Consider the following 23,317-nt stretch of genomic DNA (forward strand, 5'->3'; position numbering starts at 1 on the left):
GTCCGGACATGCACCCCTTCGAAAGGGCGACCATGGAACACGAAACACTGGACGGCGGGCCGATCCCGGGGATGCGGCGGCGGAACGAGGTCGAGCGGCGGCCGGAGCCTCGTCCCGCCGAGCAGGTCCTGCCGTCGATGGTGGGCAACGCGGCCTTCGGCCGGTTGGTACGCGACATCCGGGCGGGCGCGGTGCTCGGCGGGCCACCGGGACCGGCGGCCGCCGGTTCGGCGACCGGTCGGGTGGCGCTGCTGCGCAGTGCGTTGCGGTCCCAGGGCGCTGGCCCGCTGGATCCGGAGATCGGCGATGCGATCGAGGCACGGCGAGGCGCCGGGTCGCTGTTGCCGGAGCCGGTGCGGGCCGAGATGGAAGGGCATGTGGGGGTCGACCTGTCGGCGGTGCGGGTGCACACCGACAGTGCGGCGGCGACGTTGAACCGGGCGGTGCAGGCGGAGGCGTTCACCACCGGTACGGACGTGTTCTTCGCGCCGGGGCGGTTCGACCCGTCGTCCTCGGCCGGCAGGGGGTTGTTGGCGCACGAGCTGACGCACGTGGTGCAGCAGTCAACCGGCGCCGGGGGCCCGGGCGGGACGGTCAGCCATCCGGACGACCCGGCCGAGCTGGAGGCCGCCGCGGTCGGCGAGCACGTCGCCCGCCAGACGACGCCGATGCCGGACGAGGAGGAGGAAGCCCCGACGGGCACCTGACACCTCGGCATCCCTGATCCCGGCTTCGCCCGGGTCAGGTGCCCGGGTCAGGTGGTGAGGGCCTCCGTGAGGTCGGCGTGCGCGTCGGCCAGGTCGCCGTAGACCGGATCGTCGCCGGGAACGCGAGCCAGCAGGTGCCGCGCGAATTCGCCCAGGTCCCGGCGACAGACCTCGACGAACTCGGTGAGGGGCACGGACGCCACCGCCCGGTGGTCGCCCGTGATCCGTATCTGATCCCCCGTGCGGGTGAAGACCAGCCGGAACGAGCTGTCGGCACCGACGAACTCATAGTGGCCGTGGCCGGGGCCGACGATGAGTGACCGCAGCCCGGCGAGGAGATCGGCCACGGCCAGGGGCAGCATCATCGACTGGTCCGGGACGCGGCCGGCGGAGGTGACCGAGCCTTCCTCGCCCTCGACCGTGCCCTCGACCGTCATGTGCCCCCGGCTGAATCCGGTCAGGCGTCCGGTGGTCGGCGCCAGTGGCGAGAAGGTGAACGACAGGCTCACGGCCCACCTCCGCGGACGGGAAAGACGGTGATAATACGACCGTCCGAGGTGTCCACCGTCACCCGGATCGCGTCCCGCCGCCCGTTGACGTACAACGACCGTTCGAACGTCGTGATCCGCTGGCCGCGGGCCGAGACGCGGTTTCCGCGCTCGATGACCTCGACCGCCGCCTCGAAGATCTGTTGCCGTGTCGTCCCCGGCGCGAACAGGTCACCGGCTCCGCCGGCAGCGTTGCCGGTGACATGCCGCGCATCGATGTGCGTCCACCCCTCGTCCGCGTTGCCGACTTCCAGCCGGGGCGCCGGGTCACGGCCACGCCAGTCGGGATTCCATCGGATGGCGGCTCGCCGGTCGAGGTAGCGCGCCCGCTCCCGTGGCTCCATCTCCTCCAGGGTGCGCAGGATGTTCCTGGTGTGTCGGCCCCGGCTCACCTGCTCGCTGAGGTAGTTGCGCAGCCCCGCTATTCGGCTGGGGTGCCTGTTGGGAAGCAGCTGACGCAGCCGGTTGATCTCCTCCTCGGTGAAGCCGGCCAGCGTCCCCGCGTCGATTCCGATCTCGGCTGCGAAGGCGGCGCGGGCGGCCTGTGTCTGCGCCTGTGCCTGGGCCACCACGGCCGCAGCGGGGTCCGGCGGCTGCTGGGGCGCGTTCCCCTGCTGCGGCGCGCCCTGCTCAGTCGCGCCCGCTTGTGGCGTCCCCGGCTGGGGCGCGCCTTGTTGTCCGCCCTGCTGGGGTGCGTTGCCCTGTTGGGCCGGCCGCCCCCCGCTCGGCGGCTGGGCGGGGGGCGGCTGTTCTGGTGGCGGCGTCTGCCGGGCACGCCAGGCGCGCAGGGCACCGGCGGCCGCGGCGGCGCCCAGGGCGAGGGCTGCGAGGGCGAGCGCGATCGCCTCCGACTCGGTGGCCATCCGGGCGTCGTCGACGGTCCGGCGGTCGACCAGTGCTGTACCCGGGCGGGCCGCCGATGCCGCCGCGTCGGCGAGGGCGGCGTACCGGCTGGCGTCCAGAGCGACGTTCCCGGCGGAGGCACCGGTGGCGAGGGTCAGCGCGGCGACGGCGGTCAGCCCACCCGTCGCCGGGGCGAAGAGGAACGCGGCCTCGGCAATCAGCTGGAGCCCCAGCCGGTGCAGGGCGATGTCGACGTTGTGGCCCTGGACGAGGTTTCCCGCCACCTCGCGCGCGAAGGGCCGGGTCCAGTCGGTGCCCGAAGACGCCGTGATCTCGCCGCGGAGCAGTCGCCGGTGGATGGGGGTGAGGTCCAGCGGGTCGAGGCCACCGCCGGGCCCCAGCTGCTGTCTGGTGGCGCGGATGTGACTCAGCATGGTCCGTAGCCCGGTCACCAACTGTTGCCGGGCCGCGGAGCTGCTTTGGGCGACCGCGAACTGGCCCAGCCCGGCATCGGACTGGCTGCCGGAGAACGCGAACAGCTCCGGATAGATCGACAGGGTCACGCTCGCGGCGGCTTCCGCCTCGTCGTATTTCCGGCGCGCATCCTCGTAGGACTGGACGGGGGCGAGGGCATTCGGGTCGGCATCGTCCGAGACCAGCTCCTCGGTCTCGGTGAGCTCGCGATAGAGGTAGGCCGGCCGCTCCCGGTCACGTTCGATCCTCGTCAGCGGCGGCGCCGCGGTCGGGTCGAACCGGACCCGGCGGTAGTGGTGGGCGTCCTGCATCGAACCGGCCGGCGGCAGGTAGTCGACATACCCGACGTACATCTGCCGCGCGGTCTCCTGTCCCCAACGCAGCGCGGCCAGCCCCTCGGCGGCCGTCTGCAGTTGGCTCAGCGCGTTTGCCTGCTCGTCGGTTGGCGCCGCCATGGTGTCGCCCGACTCGGACGCGCCGAACTGCTGGAGCTTGTTCCTGGCGAACTCCTCATTGGTGTCCAGACAGCCGCCGCCGATCGTGCGAATGTCCCGCAACCAGGCGCCCTGCAGGTCCGCGGCCTGCGGCACCTGCTCGGGCAGCCCGGTGTGTCGCGCGCAGCTGCGCCGCCAGCGGGCCAGGTTGTCCGGGTTCGCCCCGGCGACCTCGAGAAAACGGCTGCCGAAGCTTCGCCAGATCCGTTCCAGCGCCCGGGAGGCGCGCAGGACGACCAGAGTGCTGTCGTTGACCTGATCAATCCACTTGAGGCGATCGTTGTCGTCCGCGCCGGCCAAGGTCGCCTCGTCCAGCTGAATGACCGCGTTGTAGCTGCCCTTGCGCGCCTCGTCCAGTAACGAGGCCTGGGACTGAAAGCTGATCGGTCCGGTCCAGCGCGCCACACCGGGCGGTCCGGCCGCTTCGATCAGGTCGGTGACCGCCGCGTTGCCGGCGAGCGTCTGCAGGGCCAGCAGGTTGCCGGGCCGGTCCGCGCTGGGGTGAGGCGAGCGCGCCGGCTTGGTGCGCAGCGGGTCCGCCGCCCGGGTGCGTTGTTCCCCGGATCGCGATTGTCTCGCACCCGATGGCTCCGACAACACCTGCTCCCTGCTTGCTCGCGCTCCCGACCCACTCCCGCCCGGACGTGCGTATGCACGAACGATCGTGACAGTTGCCGGGGTCACAAGCAGCGTGCCGCTACTGCCCGATCAGGCGAATCCAGATGCCCCCGAGTGTGCGCCGTCGGACGTTGGCCGGGCCGTGGGCCCGGACGGACGATCTATGACATCCCTACCGAGGCGAGGAGAGCACGTCATGCCGAACTACCGGTCGCCCGGCGTCTACGTCGAGGAGGTCGAGGCGGGGTCCCGCCCGATCGAGGGCGTCGGCACCGCGGTCGCCGCGTTCGTCGGCTTCACCGCGCGCGGTCCTCGCAACGACGCGGTAAGGATCGCCAACTGGGGCCAGTACGTGCAGGTCTTCGGCGACTTCGTACCCGGCGCCTACCTGCCACTGGCGGTCTTCCAGTACTTCAACAACGGCGGCGGGGCCTGCTACGTGGTCAGCGTGGGCTCCGGCGGCGACGGGGCGACCGCGGGCCCGGTGGCCGAGCTCACCAGCGCCACCCGTCCCGGCGTGGGTGTCTACCAGGTGGAGGCGATCGACCCCGGGGCGCGCGGCGGCCTGGCGGTCGAGATCGCGCCGATCGATCGGGCCGGCGGCGAGGCGGCGAACGGGGGGGACGGTGACGGCGCGGCGGCAGACGTCGGCCGCGCCTTCACCGTGATCGTCACGCAGGACGGCCGGCAGGTGGAGACGTTCGAGAACCTCACCGCCCGCCGCGGGAAGCGCAATGTCGCCACCGTCATCAACGAGCAGTCGCAGCTGGTCCGGGTGATCGAGTTGGACGGGGTGACCGCGCTCGACCGTGCCCCCTCGCCCGGCACGGTCGCGCTGCGCGCGCCGGCGCCGGCGCCGGCGCCGCGGGCGAGCGCCGAGGACTTCATCGGCGACGTCTCCGCCCGTACCGGGGTGTGGGGGCTCGCTGCCTGCGACGACGTCACCATGGTCCTGGCTCCCGACCTGATGTTCTGCTACCAGCAGGGACAGATCGGCCTGGACACGGTGCAGGCCGTGCAGCAGGCGATGATCGACCACTGCGAGAACCTGGGCGACCGGATGGCGATCCTCGACCCGCCGCCTGGGCTGAACGCACAGCAGATCAAGGACTGGGTGAAGGAGAAGGCCCGGTACGACTCCAAGTACGCCACCCTCTACTGGCCGTGGGTGTCGGTTTTCGACCCGGTGGAGGGCGGGCGCCGGTTCATCCCACCGTCCGGGCCGGTCGCCGGGATCTGGGGCCGCAGCGACGACAGCCGCGGGGTGCACAAGGCACCCGCCAACGAGGTGGTCCGCGGCGCCCTCGATCTGGAAATCAACATCACGAGGAGCGAGCACGACGCGTTGAACCCCGAGGGGATCAACGTGATCCGCGCTTTCCCCGGCCGCGGGATCCGGGTCTGGGGCGCACGCACCCTCTCGTCGGACCCGGCCTGGCGCTACGTCAACGTCCGGCGGCTGTTCAACTATCTGGAAGCGTCGATCCTCAATGGCACCCAGTGGGCGGTGTTCGAGCCGAACGACCTCGACCTCTGGCAGCGGCTGCGGCGCACGGTGTCCGCGTTCCTGCTGGGCATGTGGCGGGACGGCGCCCTCTTCGGTATCACCCCGGACCAGGCCTTCTACGTCAAGTGCGACGAGGAGACGAACCCACCCGGTGTCGTCGACGCCGGCCAGGTGATCATCGAGATCGGGGTCGCGCCGGTCAAGCCGGCCGAGTTCGTGGTCTTCCGGATCGCTCAGATCACCGCCGGCGCCGAGTAGCCGCCCGCCGGTCCACCACCCGACCAGTCTCGGACAGGAGAACGCCGTGCCCATCGGCGAGGACGCGCTCGGTAACTACGCCTACCAGATCGAGATCGACGGCGTGACGATCGCGCAGTTCAAGGAGGTCTCCGGGCTCAGCGCCGAGATCCAGGTGATCGAGCACAAGGAGAACAAGAAGGGCGGCATTCCGGTCATCAAGAAGCTGCCCGGCGCCCGCAAGTGGGGCGACATCCAGCTCAAGCGCGGGAAGACGGATGATCCGAGCTGGTGGAAGTGGATCAAGCAGGTCCAGGAGGGAAAGATCGACGAAGCCCGGAAGCACGGGTCGATCGTTCTCTACGACTACGCCAGGGGCGAGAAGGCGCGCTTCAACTTCACCAACGCCTGGCCCTCGAAGGTGAGCCTCGGCAGCCTGCAGGCGGGTGGGAGCGAGATCATCATCGAGGAGGTCACGCTCGTCCACGAGGGGCTTGAGCTGGCATGAATGTGAGCTCCTTGCCGGCGGCCGGGTCCGCGTCCCCGTCCGGCATCGCCGTGACCGGGGAGAGCCGGACGGGCCTGGTCACCGAGTTCGCGTTCGTGCTGCCCCGCGGTTACCTCGACGACGACGGCCAGGTGCACCGCGAGGGCGTGATGCGGCTGGCCACCGCCCGGGACGAGATCCTGCCGCTGCGGGACCCGCGGGTGCGGGACAACGAGGCGTACCTGACGGTCCTGCTGCTCTCCCGGGTGATCACCAGGCTGGGCGGGCTGTCGGCCGTCACCCCGGCCGTCGTCGAGGGCCTGTTCGCCCCCGACCTCGCCTTCCTCCAGGATCTCTACCGCCGGGTCAACCAGGAGGGACACACCCATGCGGCGGTGACCTGCCCGTCCTGCGACCACGCCTTCACGGTCGACGTGGCAGGTGGTGCCTCGGGGGAATCCTGACGTACGCGGCCGAAGACCTGCTCGACGAGGTCGCGTACGTGGCCGCCGGCTTCCACTGGTCCCTGGCGGAGATCCTCGACCTCGAGCACCCGGATCGACGGCGCTTCATCGCCGTCCTGCAGAAGATGACCGACCAGGCCGGAGAACGGGACTAGACGATGCTCGGACCACTGCGCCGGGTCTGGCGCCGGGCCGGTAAGGCGACGACATCGCCGCCGGCCGGTTCCGGTGTGCCCCCGGTAGGTCCCGGCGTCCCCGCCGGCGGCCCGCATCTGGCGACCGGGCCGGTGCCGCTGGCCGACGAGATCGCCCCGCCTGCGACCACCGAGCAGAGCCGGCCGGCATGGCAGGCACTGCCGCCGATCCGGCGGTCCGCCGCCGCGCACCCTGTTACGTCCGATGCCACCGGTTTCGCCCGCGGCCTCGGCGCCCGGTCGCCGGCGCCGCTCGTGCTCCGGGCGCCCGCGCATGACGTGACCCCGTTCGCCGCCGGGGGCAGCTTCCGGCCGCTGACCACCACGCCCGTGCCGGGAACCGGCGCGGTCTATCGGTCCGCCGCCGACCGCACGCCCGGTACCGCACCCGACCCGGTCCCGGATCTGGTGGCTGACCTGATGTCGCGCGCTCCCGCCGCGGGCAGCCGGCGGCGGTCGGACGCTTCCGCGGAGGGCTCCGGCCGGCCGGCGGGTCCGACATGGCAGGCAGGGTCGGTGGCGCCGACCGAGGCGGCCGGTTCCGTGGCGCCGGCCGGTTCGGCAACGCCAGTCGGTTCCGCGGTTCCACCGGTCTCCCCGATGCCCGCCGTGGAGTCCGGGCCGGTCGGGTTGGTGACCGAACCGCCTGCCGCGCTGCCCGGTCCGCCCCGGCCGAGGACGCTAGCCGCCGCCACGGTGCCGCCGGTGGTCACCCGGTCCGCTTCGCCGCTGCCGGCGCCGATGGTGCGCAGCCTCGACCGCCGTGCCCGGCCGGCCGGCGCCCCGCCGCAGCCGCACCTCCCGACGGCCGGACCGTCCGCCGCGCAGCCTCCGGTCGTGCCGGCGAGCTCGCCGGCGACCAGTCCGCCGACGACCAGTCCGGCGACGTCCGTCCGGGAGATGACTGGCCTGGCCGGCGGCCCGCGGTGGCACCTCCCGTCGGACTCGGCCGCCAGCCAGCCGGCCACGCCGCACCCGTCCCGCCGTGGATGGGTGATAGAAGCACCGTCCGTTGCCCGCCGGGCGGCCGAGCCGGTGGCCGAACCGCCCTCGCCGCGCCGCTACGGACTCGGCCTGCCGGTCGCGCGCCGGCCCGCCGGGCTTCCCGGTCCGGAGGTGCCTGTCCCCGGTCCGGCGGTGCCCGTCCCCGCGGACCGGTCGGCGCCGGCCGGCCCCGCTGCGGATCCGCCCCTCTTCGCGCCGACTCCGTCCGAGCTCCCCGCGGTGCCGCCGCCAACGGCCGATGCGCGGACGGCCGGGCCGCTGGCCGACGGGCTCGCCGACGCGGCCGACCCGCCATCCGTACCGGTACGCGCCGTCCCGCCCGCGACGCCCGTCACCCGGGCGGCGAGCCAGCCGGACCGCGGGCCGGGGCGCGGCGCGGAACCGCCCGCACCCGCCGCGCCATCGGTGGCCCTTGAACCGTTCTCGGTCGTCGAACCGCCGGTGTCCGCCCCGCCGTCCTGGGTGGCCGCACCGACCGTCGGGGCCGGGCCGCGGATTGTGGCCAGCCCCCGGCCGGACGCGGCCGCGGTCGCCCGGCGCTCGCCCGAGGTCTCGGCACCGATGGTCACTTCCCCTACGGACACACCGGCGGCCGCGGTGCACAGGTCCGTCGACCGGTCCCTCCCGGCGGCCGGCCCGGCGGCCGATGCGTCCGTCCGGACGGGTCCGCTGCCCGCTCGGCCCGCTCCCGGGGCGGCCCTCGTCGACAGCTCCACCGCCGACCTGCCGGCCGCGGGCGCGGACCACCCGGCCCGCTCGGTGGTCACGGCCGTGGCGCCGGTCCGGCGGCTGGGCCTGGGCGCGCCGGTGCATCGCTCGGCCGTGACTACCAGCCTGCCGGCGCCGCTCGGTGCCTCCCTCGGCGCGTCCTGGACCCGACCCGTCGGGAGTGCGGCGACGGCCGCCGGCGGGGTCGTCGCAGCGGGCGAGAGCCGCGGCCCCGTCCGGTTCAGCGCAAGGGCACCGGAGTTCGGAGGCCCGGCCCTCGTCACGTCGTCACGCGCCGTCGCCCGCGAGGCCATGCCCATGGCGGAGGAGGCGCTCGCCGCACCCGGTCCAGCCCCGATGGCGACGGCTTCGGCCACAGTCGCGGGCGCACCGGCGGCGGGCGGATCGACGTCGGTCGCGGGCCTTCCGGACACCGAGATCCCCGGGCTCGCCGAGAAGATCTACGAGCATCTGGCCCGCCGGCTGCGGGCCGAACTGCTCGCCGACCGGGAGCGCCGTGGTTTGTTGGGAGACCCGCTGTGAGTTTGCTTCGACCACCGTCCGGGGCGTTGGCCCCATCCCGCGCGTCGGCGGTGCGCTCCGGCGGTGCCGCCTCGGCGGCGTCGGCCGGCGGAGGCCTCAAGCCCCAGCCGGTGAACGGCCTGCGTTTCGAGGTGACCATCGGCGCCTTCGAGCTCGGCGCCTTCACCGCGATCGAGGGGCTGGAGGCCAACTACGAGATCAAGACCTATGACGAGGGCGGCCAGAACGGCTTCCAGCACCAGCTCCTCGGCCGGGTGCACTACCAGAACGTCAAGCTGACCCGGCCGGTCGATGAGAACAGCGGGAATCTGAGCGCCTGGTTCACCGCCTTCCGCCGGGAGGCGGCCGGTAAGCCGACGACCGCCTCCATCGCCGCGTTCAACGACAATCTGAAGCGCGTCGCCCAGTGGTCGATGGCCGGCGTCTGCCCGGTCCGGTACTCCGGGCCGCGTTTCTCGACCAGCGACGCGAAGATCGTGACCGAGACCCTGGAGTTCGCCCATCAGGGCTTCACCGCGGAGTTTCCGAAATGAGCCCCGGGAACGAGAGCTTCACCAAGGCACGGCTGTGCGAGCAGCAGCACCCCAGCAAGGCCGTGGTCTTCCACTTCAACCCGTCGACCATCAAGATCGGCAAGAAGGCGGAGTACAAGGAGCACCCCACTCAGGCGGCCAAGGACGCGTCCCGCCCGGCCTTCCTCGGCGCCCGCGCCGTGGACCTGCAGTTCAGCCTGCTGCTCGACTCGGGGGGCCAGGGCGGAAGGACCGTGATGACCGAGATCCAGCAGCTGCTCAACTGGACGAACCCCACCGAGCGCTCCCGGCGCGGGACGTCGCCCAGCCCGCCGGTGCTGATGTTCAACTGGGGTGACTTCAAGGTCGGCCAGACCGGGCAGTTCGTCGGCCTTCTCACCAGCGTCGACGCCACCTGCACGCTGTTCACGCCCACCGGTGCGCCCACCCGCGCCGAGGTCTCGCTGGCGATGAAGGCGGCTCCCGAGCCGGCCAAGGGGACGAACCCGACCTCCGGTGGGATCAGCGCCCGGCAGGCCCACCAGGTCATCGCCGGCGACACGCTGGCCGCCATTGCGCACAACACATACGGCGACCCCGGCTGCTGGCGGGCGCTCGCCGAGCTCAACGGCATCGACGACCCGATGCGGCTGCCGGTCGGCACCCGGCTGCTGCTGCCGGACCGGGCCGACCTCGGGCGCGGCTGACCGTGGCGACCCCCGAGACTTACGGCGCGCTGCCCGTCCTCTACCTGGACGGGAAGCCGGTGCCGCCCGCGATCAAGGAGACTATCCTGCGGGTCGTCGTGGACAGCGACGTCGCGGCGCCGGACGCCTGCCGCGTGGTACTCAATGACCCCGGCCGGGACGTGCTCGCGGCGGCCGGGTTCGACTTCCGCCACGCGCTGAAGGTCACCGCGCCGCCGAGGGCCACCCCCGAGGGCGGGGGCGCGGAGAAGGTCCTCTTCGAGGGCACCATCTACAGCCTCGGCTTCGGCTACGACGAGCGGGGCGCGACCGCTGTCGTGGTGGCCTACGACAGCTCATACGCTCTGTTCAACGGCGTGCACACGGCCACATACCACAACGTCACCGACTCCGACCTGGTGACGAAGATCGCCCGCGAGCTGAGCATAGACACCGGCACGATCAATCCGACGACGGTCGTCCACGAACACGTCGGCCAGGTCAACGAGACGCACTGGGACTTCCTCACCCGAAGGGCCAGAGAGGTCGACCACGTGCTCCGGGTACGGGACAACAAGATGGAGTTCGTCCGTCCCACCGCCGCCGACGACGCGCCCAGGCCGGGCAACTTCGACAGCCCGAGCCACCTGCAGCTCACCCCAGGTGGCGACCTGGACGTCTTCACCGCCCGGGTGACCGCCGCGCAGCAGGTGTCCGAGGTCGAGGTCCGCGGCTGGGACGACCGGGGCAAGCGCGAGCTGGTGGCCACCGCACGGGCGAGCACTCGCGCCGCGCAGATCAAGGACGACCCGGCCGACCTGGGGGCGGGCAACTCCTCCGCCCGGTACGTCGCTCCCGCCCGGCCGCTCGCGACGCAGGCCGAGTGCGACGCGATGGTCGCCGCGGTCGCCGAGCGGATCGCCAGCACCTCGGTCGCCGCCGAGGGCGTGGCCCACGGAGATCCGCGCATCCTCGCCGGTGTGGCGCTGAGCGTGGGCCGGACCGGGGGGAGCTTCGACGGCAAGCTCACCGTCTCCCACGCCGAGCACGTCTTCGACCACGCCAGCTACCGCACCCGGTTCACGGTGAGCGGGCCGCACGACCGGTCCCTGCTCGGTCTGGCCTCGGCCGCCGGCGCCCGGCAGAGCAGCCCGCTGATCGCCGGTGTGGTGCCGGCCGTCGTCTCCAACATCAACGATCCGGAGTCCCGCTGCCGGGTGCGGGTGAAACTGCCCTGGCTGTCCGCGGACTACGAGACCGACTGGGCCCGGGTCGCGATCGCCGGCGGCGGCCCGGACCGCGGGATGCTGGTGCTGCCCGAGGTCAACGACGAGGTGCTGGTCGCTTTCGAGCAGGGTGACCCGCGCCGCCCGTTCGTGCTCGCCGGCCTGTACAACGGTGTGGACGCGCCGCCCTTCGGCGGCGGCGTCGACACCGCCGCCGGCACCGTCGTCCGGCGCGGCCTGCGCACCCGGAAGGGCCACGAGATCGTGGTCAGCGACGCCGACGGCGACGAGCACGTGGAGATCCGCACCCGGGACGGCAAGGTGCGGATCCGGCTCGACCACGACCAGGGCGGGCTCACCATCGAGACCGACGCGGACATCGACGTCCGGGCCAAGGGGAAACTGTCGCTCACCGCCGAGCAGGACCTGACGATCTCCGCGCGGGGTACCGGGTCGATCTCTGCTGACGCCGGCCTCACCCTGTCCAGCCGCGCGGACGTCACAGTGCAGGGAAACCCGATCAAGCTCAACTGACCCCCGGACGAGGTGTCTCGGGCGAGACGAACGGAGGTGGCACGGTGGGTTCTCCTGCGGCCGTCGCCGGCGACCAGATCACCGGAGTGTGCGCGATTCATCAGGTACCCGGCCCTACCGGCACGCCGATCCCGTCGCCCGCCCCGTTGCCGTTCGCCGCCCCGCTGACCACCGGCCTGGCCGCCACCGTTCTGGTTGGCGGGCAGCCGGTCGCCGTCACCTCGTCATCGGGGCTGAACACACCGCCGCACGTCGGCCTACACGTCTCCGACCCGTTCATGCTGCCGGTCGCGCAGCAGGGCCAGGTGGTCGCCGGCAGCACCACGGTGCTGGCGGAGGGCCGGGGCGTGGCCTACAGCGGATGCCAGGTCACCCAGTGCGCGCAGATACCGGCCGTCCTCACCGGATCGGGCGTCACCGTCCTGGTGGGCCCGTGATGCCCCCGGCGCCGGCCGGGACGACCGCCGGCACGGACTTCCTCGGGGTCGGCTGGGGCTGGCCGATGGCCACCGACGCCAGCGGGTCCTTCGCCATGACCAGCGGGGTCGCTGAGCTGGAACAGGCGATGTACCTGATCCTGAGCACCACCCCGGGGGAGCGCCCGATGCGGCCCGAGTTCGGCTGCCCGCTCGCCGACTACGTCTTCGCCCCGGCGGACTCGACCACCGCCGGGCTGATCGCCTACGAGGTGACGCGCGCGCTGAGCCGCTGGGAGCCCCGGGTCGACGTGGTGGATGTGCAGGTCACCCCGGACGCCGTCGAATCCACCCTGTGGATCGACATCGGCTACCGGGTCCGCGGCGTCTACGACCGCCGCAACCTGGTCGTCCCCTTCTATGTCATCCCCGACGAGGCCTCCTCATGATGCTGCCGGCACCGAACCTCGACGACCGGACCTTCCAGCAGCTCGTCGACGACGCGAAGCGCTTCATCGCCGACCGCTGCCCGACGTGGACCAACCACAACGTGAGCGATCCCGGCGTGACCCTCGTCGAGACCTTCGCCTGGATGACCGACCTGCTGCTGTACCGGCTGAACCGGGTGCCCGACCGGAACTACGTCCGGTTCCTGGACCTGGTCGGGGTGCGGCTGTTCCCGCCGGTCGCCGCCCGCGCCGAGGTCTCGTTCCGCCTCTCCGCCCAGCAGGACGCCACCGTCCGCATCGCGAAGGGCACTGTGGTGTCCACCCGGCGGACCGCCACCGAACGGGCGATCGAGTTCACCACCATGGCGGACCTGGACATCGTGCCGGCACGCTCGGTCGTGGTGGCGTCCAGCGTGGACGGCGAGACCCTGCGCGACCACACCCGGGAGCTCGGATTCGGCTCGGGGTTCGCCTGCTTCGACGAGCGTCCCAAGGCCGGCGACGCGCTCTACATCGGCTTCGACCGGCCGGCCCCGTCGCTGATCGTCCTCCTGCGGTTCACCTGCATGGTGAGCGGGCACGGCATCGACCCGCTGCGGCCGCCGCTGCGCTGGGAGGCCTGGGACGGCCGGCGCTGGAGCCGATGCTCGCTCGAACAGGACACCACGAACGGCCTGAACACCACGGGTGTGATCGAGCTGCACCTGCCGCGCACGCACGGCGTCCGGGACGTGGGCGGCGTCACCTCCGCCTGGCTGCGCTGCCGGGTCGTCGAGCGGCGGGGGGTGCCGGCCTACCGGGAATCCCCGCGCATCGTGTCCGTCGTCGGGGCGGCCGTCGGCGGGGACGTCGACGCGGTGCACGGCGCTCAGGTCGCCGGGGCGGTCCTCGGGATTTCGGAGGGGGTTGCCGGGCAGACGTTCCGGCTCAGCCAGGTCCCGGTTCCGACAACCTCCGAGCCGATCGTGATCGAGGTGAGCGCCGACGACACCCGGCGCAACGCGCTGCCCGCCGGACTGCCCCCCGCGTCGCCGGCGGCGCTCCCGACGACCGCGCCGACCGGGTCGGTGGCGGTGCCGGCGGGCGACGGGTCCGCGCCGGACAGCCCGGACGGGAACGGCAATGGGAGTGGGGCCGGGGCCGGGACGGCCGACGGCTGGTCGGTCTGGCAGCTGGTCGACTCGTTCGCGTCCAGCGGGCCGGACGACCGGCACGTGATGGTGGACCCGACCACCGGCGTGGTGGGGTTCGGGCCGCTCGTCCGGCTCGCGGACGGCTCGGTGCGCCAGTACGGGGCCGTCCCGCCGAAGGGGTCCGTCGTCCGGGTGCGGCCGTACCAGACCGGCGGGGGCCGGATCGGCAACGTCGTCGCCCGCTCGTTGAACACGCTGCGCTCCTCCATCCCGTACGTCGCCGCCGTGTACAACCGGCAGCCGGCCAGCGGTGGGGTGGACGGGGAGACCATCGAGGAGGCCAAGGTCCGCGGACCCCTCGCACTGCGGCACCGGGACCGTGCGGTCACCGCCGAGGACTTCGAGGTCCTCGCCCGGCAGGCCGCCCCGGAGATCGCCCGGGTGCGCTGCGTGGTGGAGGAGTCCGGCCAGGACGCCGGGGCGGTCCGGGTGCTCGTCGTGCCCCGGGCGGCCGGCGCCGACGGCCGTCTCGCCCTCACCGAGCTCGTCGTTCCGGACACCACCGGCGAGGCCATCCGGGGGTACCTCGACGCCCGGCGGGTGGTCGGCGTGCGGGTCAGCGTGGAGCCGCCGCGCTACGTCGGCGTGACCGTGGTTGCGCGCCTGCGCTGCGCCGCGACAGCCCACCCGGACCGGGTGCGGGAGGATGCGCTGACCGCCCTCTACCGGTTCCTCAACCCCGTCAGCGGCGGACCGGACGGCACCGGCTGGCCGTTCGGCCGGGCCGTGCACGTCGGGGACGTGTTCGGGGTCCTGCAGGCGGTGTCGGGCGTCGCCTACGTCGACGAGGCGCTGCTGTTCCAGGCGAACCCGGTCACCCGGGAGCGTTTCAGTCGGGTGGAACGCCTCGACCTGCCGCCGACCAGCCTGGTGTTCAGCTTCGAGCACCAGATCGACGCGGTTCGCGCCCAGGCGGCCGGATGAGGGGATCGGTCGAGGGCCTGGATACTCCGTTCCCGCTGGCGGGCGGGGTACCGGGGGTGCTGCTCGGCGCCGGGGCCGTCGGCGCGCTGCTCGCCGCCTTCGACGAGGTGCTGGCGCCGGTGCTGGCCACGCTCGACAACGTCGACGCCTACCTCGACCCGGATCTGACGCCGGAGGACTTCCTCGGCTGGCTGGCCGGCTGGCTCGGGATGGCGGTGGACGGCGGATGGCCGGCCGACCGCACCCGGGCGGTCATCCGGCAGCTGCCGGAGGTCCTGCGGTGGCGTGGCACGCCGGCCGGTGTGGCCGCGGCCGTCCGGGTCCTCGCCGGGGTGGAGGCGGAGGTGACCGACAGCGGAGGGGTGAACTGGTCGCCCCGGCCGCAGGGCGAACTGCCGGGCGGTCGCACCCCGTCGCTTGTCGTCCGGGTGCCGCAGGGCAGCGATCTGCGGGGGGTGGAGGCGGCCGTCAGGTCGGCCAAGCCGGCCCATGTCCCGCACCGGGTGGAGGTTCGGCCGGTGTGAGTTCGATGCCCAGGTCGGCGAGCATCGCCTCGTACCGGGCCTCCGCGCGGGCGGCCGCGACCGGCTGCCCGCCCGATCGGAGCGCCACCACGAGCGTCCGCCACAGCCCGTCCCGGTACCGGTCGACCTCGAGCCCCAGTTCGGCGTGCCGGACCGCATCCTTGTGCCGGCCTGTCTCGGTCGAGATGGCCGCGGCGCGTTCACAGGCCGCGGCGATGGTCGTCCGCAGCCGGTCCCGTTCGGCCAGCAGCCAGTCCGCCGGGCCACCGCCGGGCAGGACGTCCCCGGCGTAGAGCTCGATCGCGCTCGCCAGCCGCTGGTACTCGGCCTCGCCGTCACCGGAGCGTCGTGCCGCGGCCGCGGCATCGAGCAGTCGTTCGAGCCGGCGGATGTCGTGGTCGTCCGGATCGACGAGGGCCAGGAGGTAGCCCTGCCCGGCCCTGCGGAGCAGCCCGCGCCGGCCGCGCGGGACCGCCGGTTCGAGCAGCCCGCGCAGGGCGCTGACCGCGACCTGCAGGCTGTGGTTCGCCTGTGCCGGCGCGGCGTCCGGCCAGATCAGCTCGATCAGCTGGTCCCGATGCAACGGCCGGTCCGCGTGCACCGCGAGCACATGAAGGAGCTCGAGGTTGCGCGGCTGTACCCCGGCCAGGCCGACCGGCACTCCGTCGACCTCCAGCTCGAACCGACCCAGGCAGCGGACGGTCAGCCGGCGCTCCGCAGCGGGCGGTTCACCGGCCGGCGCCGGGCTGGCCGCGTCGGCGTCGACCGCGGCAGCGACGGTGCCCGTCATGCCCGCGGGCATGACGGCAGCGGGCGGGCGGCCGCCGCCCGACAGCGACGCGATCAGCCTTTCCACCCAGCTTCCGACGCCCGCCTCGGCGGCGATCCGGCGCGCCACCTCGTGCGGATGGGTCTGGCCGGATGTCGCGCCGGACCCTGGGGCGAACGGGGCACCGGACGCCGCAGAGGGCGACGGCGGCAGACCGGCCGCGTGCGACGGCGGTGGGGCGGCCGAGGGCGGTGGGACGCTACCGACGAGGGCGAGGGCGTGCGGGGCCGGTCCCAGCCGGGCCGCTGCCCGGACCACCCGCGCTGCCTCGTCCTCGTCCAGCGGCGCGCCCGCCCGCCGCCAGGCCAGCAGCGCGGACGCCCGCGCCCAGGTCGCGAGCGCACCGGCGGTCAGCTCGTCGAAGATCCCTGCCGTGTGGTCCAGTGCCATCGCCAGCTGTCGGTAGGCGCGCAGGTGCATCGGCTCGTCGTCCGGCCACACCTGCCCCGGCGCCAGGCCGGTCGACGGCGGCAGGGCGGGCGCGGGAAGCTCGTCGGCCGGGAACATGACGTCGTCCGGCACCGGGAGGCCGGCAAAGCTGCCGAGCAGGACGAGAGCCCCCACCCCCCACCGGTCACCGGCCCGGCCGGCGGCGTCGAGCAGGTGCAGGACGTGCCGGTTGCCGTAGCCGAAGTACAGGGCGCGGACGGCGGCCGCAACGCGGAGCACGGCCGCATGCCCGAGCAGCTCCGCCGCGGCCACTCCCTCCTCGACCGTCTCGCCGGCCTGTGCGTCCTGCGTGAGCAGGGCGCACGCGGCCCGCCCGACCGCGGCGACCGTCTCGATCACGGGACTTGCGCCGATACCCGCGGTGATCGTGTCGAAGCGTTGGCGGGCCAGCGCGATCTCTCCCGCGACGAAGGCGGCAATCCCGCGCACGAGCGCCGTCTGCGGGGGGTCGGCGGATCCTTCGACATGCGGGCCGGGATCGGCCAGCACCGCCCGAAGAGTCCGCAGCCAGGTCGTGCCGCGGCGCGGCGCGGGGTGGAGCCAGTCGTCGAGTTCGGCGAGCTCGCGGTGAACCCGGGCCGGCGTTTCGGAACCGAACGCCGTCGCGGCATCGCGATAGGTATCGGCCGCGGCTTCGAGCGACCCGTCCGCGGCGAGCCGGCGGGCCATCGCGAGCAGCACCCACGGGTCGGAGTCGCGGATCGCGGCCGGCAGCAGCTCGAACCAGGCGGCCGGGTCGTCGGCCAGGCGCCGGCCGCCCTGGCCGAGCAGCCGCCGCACCTGCTCCCAGTCCCCGCTGCGGCAGTACGACAGGAGCGCCTCGGTGAGCGCGCCGTCCTCCTCACACAGCCGCGCCGCCGCCCCGTGCACCTCCTGGGCTCGTTCCTCCCCGTGTTCCAGCACGAGCCGTTCCAGCAGGTGAATTCGTAACACCTCGTGGTAACGGTAGGTCCGCCCGTCGTCCTCGACGAAGGTGAACAGCCCACGCCGTTCCAGCTCGGCGAGCTGAAGACCGCTCCCGGTGCGTCCCAGCAGGCTGTCGCAGCGTTTCTCGGTCAGCCGGTCGAAGACGCTCGTCCGCACCAGGAAGTCCCGCTCGTCCGCGCTCACCGCGGACAGCACGTGCATCGTCAGGTATTCGCGGGTGAGCCGCGTGTTACCGAGCCCGGAGAGAATCTTCGCCCGTTCGGACGCGGGCCGGCCGCGGGTGGCGAGGTGGAACAGCTGTAAACCGGCGGCCCAGCCGTCCGTGCTGCGGGTCAGCGCGGTTACCTCTTCGGGTCGCAGCCGGACGCCGTGGCAGTCCCGGAACAGCTCCTCGACCTCCCAGGTCCGGAAACGCAGCGCGTCGGCGTCCACCTCCCGTATCTGCCCGGCGAGACGCAGCCGGTGCAGATCGAGGTTCGGGCGCCAGCGGGCGGCGACGAGAACCCGGACCTTGGGGGGGAGGTAGTCGAGCAGGAGTTGGACCGCCGCCTCGGCCGGCTGTCCGTCCACCGCGTGCAGGTCGTCCAGGACGATGAGCAGGTTGTCGGTCAGGTGCCGGTCGAGGTCCACGATGGCGTTCTCGATGCTGGTCCAGGATCCGGCGGGCAGACCGGCCGCCGCTGCCGCGGCGGCATGCAGGTGGGCGAGGAACGAGTCGAGGCCGCCGATCCGGTCGTCGAGCGTGAGCCAGGCGGTCGGCCACGCACACGCCTGCGCCACCTCCACAAGCAGGGTTGTCTTCCCGGCGCCGGCCGGCGCGACCACGGTTCCGACCCGGTAGGCGGCCGGGACGATGAGCGGTCCGGCCAGCCGCGGCCGGTGCATGCCGGCGGGGGCGGGTAGCCGAACGCGGGCCGCGAGGATCGGGGGAACCGGCGCCTCGGTCATCGCCGTTCCCCGTGAGGTTGTTCCAGGCGCGGCGTCAAGTTCGGCATTCCCGCCGGCATAGATCTGTACACGCCGCGACGCATCCCCCGCCTCCGGCATCGCTCGAGAACCATCTTCGCCCCATGTGCGGGCGAAGGGCCGCCCCGACCTTACCCTGAGCATCAGCTGTGACAACGTCATCCGCGGAACAGCAGGCCGGACGAGGCAGGAGACGGTACGGCTGACGTGGAAGAATAGACCAGCTTCCTTTCCTGATGGCCGGTGAGGACGACCGAGGACGATGACGGGGGAGACGGTGCCGCCACCAGCGCCGCCGGAATTCGGCGGGAGCGAGGCCGACGCGGACGCGCTTCGGGCGCTTTTTGCACACGATCTGACAGACAGTGAAAAGCCCAGGTCAGAGGCCCCATCCCCGGCCCCGATCTCGGCGGAGGCCGGCTCGTCCGCCGGCTCTGGCACGGCTCCGCCTCCCGGCCGTGGCGGCACGCCCGGGGTCGCGGGCGCCGTCGTCCCAGGCGCCAGGTCCGACGTCCCGGCTGACCGGTCCGACGCCCTCCCACAGGCCGTCCCGTCGGGTGGTGCTGGACCGGTTGGCCCGGCGGATCTCAGGTCGCACGTGCCGTCGGTGGTCGCCCCGGTTGCGCGGGCACGGGTCTCCCCGGACGACCGGTCACAGGTCGCCCCGGTCGCTCGGCCGGCCGCAGAGGCGACGCCCGTCATGGCTCCCGCGGCCCCGAGCGGCGCCCGATACCAGCCACTGTCGCGGGCGCTCGTCGTCGCGCCTCAGCCCGGCGGCGAGCTGCGTCTGCCGGCCCGCGCGGGGGAGACCGTATACGCGGTCGCCGGCGGGGTCGTGGATGGCCGCTCCCCGTTGCTGCTGCGCGCCGACGACGGCCGCAGCTACCGCTACCAGGGCACGCGTTGCCTGCCCCAGGCCGGCACTCGGGTCGCCGCCGGGGAGCCCATCGGCGTCGTCGTGCCCCACCTCCACGACGGCGACCCCGACGCCACCTGCCTTCATCTCGCTGTGACCGGTCCGGACGGGGATGTCCTCGACGCCTATGGGCTGGTCGCCGGGCTTCCCGACCCCGCGGAGCCCGGTTGGTGGGTGACCGGGTACGGCGTCGATCCCGACCTGGCCCTGGTGCCGCGGAGGCAACCCGCCGGCCGCGTCGGGCGGTTCGGTGCGCCGCCCGCGCCGGTGTCGTCGCCCGTGGTGCCTATGCCGCCGCCGGCATCGGCACCACCACCACCGGCCGCCGTCGGCCTGGGCGCTGGCGGCGAACGCGCGGGTGGCGACGGCGGGGAGGATCTGGCGGCCCTCGCCGCCCTCCTGGTGACCGACCAGGTGCGTCCGGCTGACCGGGCCGACCTGGGCGGTGCCGGATGACGACGTGCCCGACGTGCCCGACGTGCCAGCGAGTCAACAACGACGGCGTCCAGTTCTGCGAGGGATGTGGCCGGTTCCTGTGGTCCGCGGAGGGCTCCGATCCGCCGCCCTCGCACGGAGGAGGCCGGAGGGAAACGCCAGCCGCAGGTCCAGGTCCGGCCGCGGGCTCTGCCGCCGGCCCTCACCCGCCCGTCGGTAGCCCTCCGCCGTCCGGGGATCCGAGACCAGCGGCCGCGGGGCCCGGTCAGGTCTCCGGAGCCCGGCCGGATCCGGGCCCCGGTTCGCCGTCGGCTCCCGCTGGGCCGTCGGCCCCCGGTATGCCGCGGGCCGTCCGCAGGGAGGATCCCGCGGCGCCGGCATCTCGGACGGCCGAGGGGCGAATCCGGGTCCCGCGTGGGGCACAGCCGGCGGGGTTGCGCCCCATCTCGATCGCCGGCCTGGTGGGCGCCGGCCCGGACGCCGGACCACGGGACAGCTTCCGGGCGGTCCGTCCAGACGAGGAGGCGCCGACCGGAGTGTCGACGCCGTCGACGGCTCCCGGGAGTCCGCCGCAGCCCCCGGGTCACCCGCAGGCGTCGGGCTACCCGCAGACGTCGCCTTATCCCGAGGCATCCGGTCACCCGCCGAGATCCGGAGAGCCTGGCACTCCGATGCCGTGCCGGTGCGGGCGGCAGAACCCTGCCGGCGCCCGGTTCTGCACCTGCGGGGAGATGCTGGTCCGGTTCGAGGCCCGCTCCCGCCGGGACGCGGAGCCGGAACCGCCGAGAGCGCGCGGCTGGGGGGCGGCGCTGGCGGGCGCCGGTGAGCGCCGCCGGTTCGACCGGGAGATGCGCGCCGTCGCCGGCGCCTGGCGCGGATACGATCAGCCGCTCGTACCGCGGGTCGCGGCCTTCCGCGCGACGGCGCTGGCCGTCGTCGTCGCCGCCGTACTCGCCTTCGTCGGGCCATGGAGTGGCAGCTCGCGTGGCTGGGTCTCGGACCATGTGGCCGGGCTCCTGCCGCATTCGTACAAGGAGATCGACGTCAAGTCGTGGCGGGTCGAGCCGGCCGAGGAAGAGCTCCCCGGCTACAGTCAGGCATTCGCCGTCGACGGCTTCCGGAACCGGGCCTGGGCCACGTCCTGGCATCCGGACCGGCCCCCCGGCGAGTCCTGCGCCGATACCGAGCAGGCCGGCCGGAGCGCGACCCTCATCCTCCTCTTCGACGACGCGGTTCGGATCGACCGTGTCTCGATCCGCGCCGGCCTGGACGGGAAGGACCCGCAGCGGCTGACCCAGGCCAGGCCGCGGAGCATCGGGGTGCAGCTCGGCGACGGGCCGTGCCAGATCCTTTCGCTGCGCGACGTGCCCGACCGCCAGGACCTGAACGTTCGCGGAAAGGACGTGCGGATTGTCAAGGTCTGGGTGACCGAGGCCTACGACCCTTCGGACGGCCAGGGCAACGTCATCGCGATCAGCGAGATCGACTTCCTCGCCGAGCGCTGAGCTCGGCGGTCGAGGACGGTCGAACTCTGCCATGGAAATCACAGTGATCTGCTCCGCTGGACGATTTTCGGCCTGGTGAGGGGGCTGCCTCGCAGCGGACAGGGCGGAGTCTCGTCCCGTCCACGCCGGCGCGTCGGCCCGTCGTCCACGGTCGCCGAGACGGGTTGCCGAGAGTGCGGGCAACGAGCGCCAGGAGCCGGGTTACCGAAACCGGATCCGGGTTCACCGGGAGGGCACAGGGACGGTTGCCGCAACATGCGGGGGTGGGCCGATGGATGCCCCTGGCAGCACGGTGGGAGAATCGCGCTGACAGCGGGGGACGACGTTCGGGACGGTCCCAGTTCGGAGTAGAAGCGGTGAGGATCGAACCGGCGGACGATGCCATGTTCGGGGAGCGCGCCGCCTGGCGGTACGACCCGCCCTACGACTTCTACGACGATGACGGCCTACCCGTGAAGAACCCCGAGCGTTTCTTCGCGGTGCGCGACGACGCCGGTGCGCTCATGGGTTTCTACTTCTTCGAGTTGCACGGCGACGCGCTGTTCTACGGGTTCGGCCTGCGGCCCGATCTCACCGGCCGGGGGCTCGGCGAGCAGTTCGTGCTGGCCGGGTTGGAGTTCGCCCGCCCCCTCTACGGGCAGCGCCGGGTCGTGCTCGACGTCGCAGCCTTCAACGAACGTGCCATCCGTCTGTACCAGCGCCTCGGTTTCGTTGAGACCGGACGGCACACCGACACGTTCGACGGCTACGGCGCCGTGGAGTTCGTCGACATGGAAAAGCCCGGCTGAGCACCATAGTGCCGCCTGTGGGGCTCCAGAACTCGGGTTTCGGCCTGTGAGCTGGCCTTTTGCCATTGAGGTGATTGTCTGCGGGCGTCGTCAGGCGGCGTTGCGGTACTCGTTGATCAGCCCGCCGAGGATGCGTGTGCGCCGGACGGTAGACCCCGAGGGCGGGGTGACCACCGGTGGCGGGTCGGGTGGGCGCTGGCTGAGGGAGCGGTGGGGCCGGTGGGTGTTGAAATGCTTCGCGTAGCTGTCGAGGACTGATGTCAGGTGTCGTTCGGAGACGATCAGGAGTCTGTCGGTGCATTCGTGGCGGGCGGTGCCGATCCAGCGTTCCGCGATCGCGTTCGCCTGCGGCGACTGTGGCGGTGTGCATACCACGTCGATGCCGGCTGCGGTGAAGACGGCGTCGAACGGAGCCGTGAACTTTGTATCGCGGTCACGGAGGAGAAACCGGAACCGGTGGCCACGCTCGTCGAGGTCTATCAGCAGGTTCCGTGCCTGCTGGGTGACCCACGCCGTGGTCGGGTGCTTCGTGTGAGCCCGAGGACGTGAACACGGCGGGTGGCGTGTTCGACGACGAAGAACACGTAGATCCGTTGCGGGAACGCGGTGTCCACGGTGAAGAAGTCGCAGGCCAGCAGGCCGGAGGCCTGCGCGGACAGGAACGTGCGCCAGGAGGTGTCGGCCCGTCGGGGTGCGGGGTCGATGCCGGCGTGGTGCAGGATCCGCCAGACGGTGGCGACCCCGACCGGGTAGCCCAACCCGATCAGTTCTCCCTGGATTCTGCGGTGGCCCCAGGTCGGGTTCTCCCGTGCGAGGCGCAGGACCAGTTCGCGGATCTCCCGGCGGACCGGCGGCCGCCCAAGGGTCTTGCGCGGGTAGGTCCATTGTCGTGCGAGGAGCTCACGGTGCCAGCGCAACACGGTGGCCGGGGTGACGAAGAACGAACCCCAGCGGGCTCGGGGTAGCAGCCGGGACAGGGCTGCGAGGACGACGCGATCCTTCGGTTCCAGGACCGGGCGGTTCACCTGCCGTCGCAGCACCGCCACCTGATGTCGCAGGACGAGGAGCTCCACGTCTTTCGCGGTGTCGCCGCGCACGTGGAGCAGCATCAGTCCGAGAGTGTTGCGTGTCAGGGCGTAGAGCAGCGACCACATCATGACCATCCAGCCTGCCCGACACGGGCCCCGTCCGGGACAAACATGCAGGTC

The 23,317-nt window shown here is 72.9% G+C and carries 19 protein-coding genes and 1 pseudogene; 16 read left to right on the forward strand and 4 right to left on the reverse strand.

The window, feature by feature from the left end; genetic code table 11:
• The first annotated feature begins 32 nt into the window (after positions 1-32).
• Positions 33-707 carry a DUF4157 domain-containing protein gene (locus FRANEAN1_RS18475; protein ID WP_020461342.1) on the forward strand — a complete coding sequence of 225 codons (675 nt, stop codon included), beginning with the start codon at positions 33-35 and terminating at the stop codon, positions 705-707.
• Between the two features lie 47 nt (positions 708-754).
• On the opposite strand, the gene FRANEAN1_RS18480 is transcribed toward FRANEAN1_RS18475, so the two are convergent.
• Positions 755-1,216 carry a hypothetical protein gene (locus FRANEAN1_RS18480; RefSeq protein WP_020461343.1) on the reverse strand — a complete coding sequence of 154 codons (462 nt, stop codon included), beginning with the start codon at positions 1,214-1,216 and terminating at the stop codon, positions 755-757.
• Entirely contained in the window at positions 1,213-3,663 is a 2,451-nt protein-coding gene (locus FRANEAN1_RS42360; protein WP_198145329.1) for a hypothetical protein, read from the reverse strand. Before FRANEAN1_RS42360 ends, FRANEAN1_RS18480 begins: the two co-directional genes overlap by 4 nt.
• Positions 3,664-3,880: 217 nt before the next feature.
• On the opposite strand from FRANEAN1_RS42360, the gene FRANEAN1_RS18490 reads away from it, so the two are divergent.
• The 12 genes from FRANEAN1_RS18490 to FRANEAN1_RS18540 are packed head-to-tail and all read left to right on the forward strand — an operon-like array spanning position 3,881 to position 15,293.
• Positions 3,881-5,449 (forward strand): phage tail sheath subtilisin-like domain-containing protein, encoded by a 1,569-nt coding sequence (locus FRANEAN1_RS18490; protein WP_020461345.1) that lies wholly within the window; start codon positions 3,881-3,883, stop codon positions 5,447-5,449.
• 46 nt (positions 5,450-5,495) lie between these two features.
• Positions 5,496-5,936, forward strand: coding sequence for a phage tail protein (locus FRANEAN1_RS18495; RefSeq protein ID WP_020461346.1), 441 nt, complete (start codon positions 5,496-5,498; stop codon positions 5,934-5,936).
• Positions 5,933-6,379 carry a hypothetical protein gene (locus FRANEAN1_RS18500; RefSeq protein ID WP_020461347.1) on the forward strand — a complete coding sequence of 149 codons (447 nt, stop codon included), beginning with the start codon at positions 5,933-5,935 and terminating at the stop codon, positions 6,377-6,379. The genes FRANEAN1_RS18495 and FRANEAN1_RS18500 overlap by 4 nt, the downstream gene beginning before the upstream one ends.
• Positions 6,376-6,534, forward strand: a complete 159-nt coding sequence (locus FRANEAN1_RS43660) for a DUF6760 family protein (RefSeq protein ID WP_085950165.1) — start codon at positions 6,376-6,378, stop codon at positions 6,532-6,534. Before FRANEAN1_RS18500 ends, FRANEAN1_RS43660 begins: the two co-directional genes overlap by 4 nt.
• 3 nt (positions 6,535-6,537) lie before the next feature.
• On the forward strand, positions 6,538-8,829 hold the full coding sequence (locus tag FRANEAN1_RS18505; RefSeq protein ID WP_041254345.1) for a hypothetical protein: 2,292 nt from the start codon (positions 6,538-6,540) through the stop codon (positions 8,827-8,829).
• Positions 8,826-9,362 carry a phage tail protein gene (locus tag FRANEAN1_RS18510; RefSeq protein ID WP_020461349.1) on the forward strand — a complete coding sequence of 179 codons (537 nt, stop codon included), beginning with the start codon at positions 8,826-8,828 and terminating at the stop codon, positions 9,360-9,362. The genes FRANEAN1_RS18505 and FRANEAN1_RS18510 overlap by 4 nt, the downstream gene beginning before the upstream one ends.
• Entirely contained in the window at positions 9,359-10,048 is a 690-nt protein-coding gene (locus FRANEAN1_RS18515; protein WP_020461350.1) for a LysM peptidoglycan-binding domain-containing protein, read from the forward strand. Before FRANEAN1_RS18510 ends, FRANEAN1_RS18515 begins: the two co-directional genes overlap by 4 nt.
• Positions 10,049-10,050: 2 nt before the next feature.
• Positions 10,051-11,787, forward strand: a complete 1,737-nt coding sequence (locus FRANEAN1_RS18520; protein WP_020461351.1) for a VgrG-related protein — start codon at positions 10,051-10,053, stop codon at positions 11,785-11,787.
• Positions 11,788-11,831: 44 nt separating this feature from the next.
• Complete coding sequence (locus tag FRANEAN1_RS18525; RefSeq protein WP_020461352.1) at positions 11,832-12,224, forward strand: PAAR domain-containing protein; 393 nt, start codon at positions 11,832-11,834, stop codon at positions 12,222-12,224.
• Entirely contained in the window at positions 12,224-12,652 is a 429-nt protein-coding gene (locus tag FRANEAN1_RS18530; RefSeq protein ID WP_020461353.1) for a GPW/gp25 family protein, read from the forward strand. Before FRANEAN1_RS18525 ends, FRANEAN1_RS18530 begins: the two co-directional genes overlap by 1 nt.
• Positions 12,649-14,769, forward strand: coding sequence for a putative baseplate assembly protein (locus FRANEAN1_RS18535; RefSeq protein ID WP_020461354.1), 2,121 nt, complete (start codon positions 12,649-12,651; stop codon positions 14,767-14,769). Before FRANEAN1_RS18530 ends, FRANEAN1_RS18535 begins: the two co-directional genes overlap by 4 nt.
• Positions 14,766-15,293, forward strand: coding sequence for a phage tail protein (locus FRANEAN1_RS18540; protein WP_020461355.1), 528 nt, complete (start codon positions 14,766-14,768; stop codon positions 15,291-15,293). The genes FRANEAN1_RS18535 and FRANEAN1_RS18540 overlap by 4 nt, the downstream gene beginning before the upstream one ends.
• Here FRANEAN1_RS18540 and FRANEAN1_RS18545 read toward each other — a convergent pair.
• Positions 15,238-18,447 carry a BTAD domain-containing putative transcriptional regulator gene (locus tag FRANEAN1_RS18545; protein ID WP_347176664.1) on the reverse strand — a complete coding sequence of 1,070 codons (3,210 nt, stop codon included), beginning with the start codon at positions 18,445-18,447 and terminating at the stop codon, positions 15,238-15,240. The two genes, FRANEAN1_RS18540 and FRANEAN1_RS18545, sit on opposite strands and share 56 nt — an antisense overlap.
• A gap of 625 nt (positions 18,448-19,072) precedes the next feature.
• Between FRANEAN1_RS18545 and FRANEAN1_RS18550 the strand changes: the two genes are divergently transcribed.
• The 3 genes from FRANEAN1_RS18550 (at position 19,073) to FRANEAN1_RS18560 (ending at position 22,109) form a co-directional block, all read left to right on the forward strand.
• On the forward strand, positions 19,073-19,837 hold the full coding sequence (locus tag FRANEAN1_RS18550) for a hypothetical protein (protein ID WP_157472697.1): 765 nt from the start codon (positions 19,073-19,075) through the stop codon (positions 19,835-19,837).
• Between the two features lie 710 nt (positions 19,838-20,547).
• On the forward strand, positions 20,548-21,321 hold the full coding sequence (locus tag FRANEAN1_RS18555; RefSeq protein WP_157472698.1) for a hypothetical protein: 774 nt from the start codon (positions 20,548-20,550) through the stop codon (positions 21,319-21,321).
• Between the two features lie 356 nt (positions 21,322-21,677).
• Positions 21,678-22,109 carry a GNAT family N-acetyltransferase gene (locus FRANEAN1_RS18560; RefSeq protein ID WP_041254348.1) on the forward strand — a complete coding sequence of 144 codons (432 nt, stop codon included), beginning with the start codon at positions 21,678-21,680 and terminating at the stop codon, positions 22,107-22,109.
• 90 nt (positions 22,110-22,199) lie between these two features.
• Here FRANEAN1_RS18560 and FRANEAN1_RS39150 read toward each other — a convergent pair.
• Positions 22,200-23,272, reverse strand: a pseudogene (locus FRANEAN1_RS39150) (integrase core domain-containing protein).
• Positions 23,273-23,317: the final 45 nt, after the last annotated feature.

The sequence above is a fragment of the Parafrankia sp. EAN1pec genome, from assembly GCF_000018005.1.
In the GTDB taxonomy this organism is placed as follows: Bacteria; Actinomycetota; Actinomycetes; order Frankiales; family Frankiaceae; genus Parafrankia; species Parafrankia soli.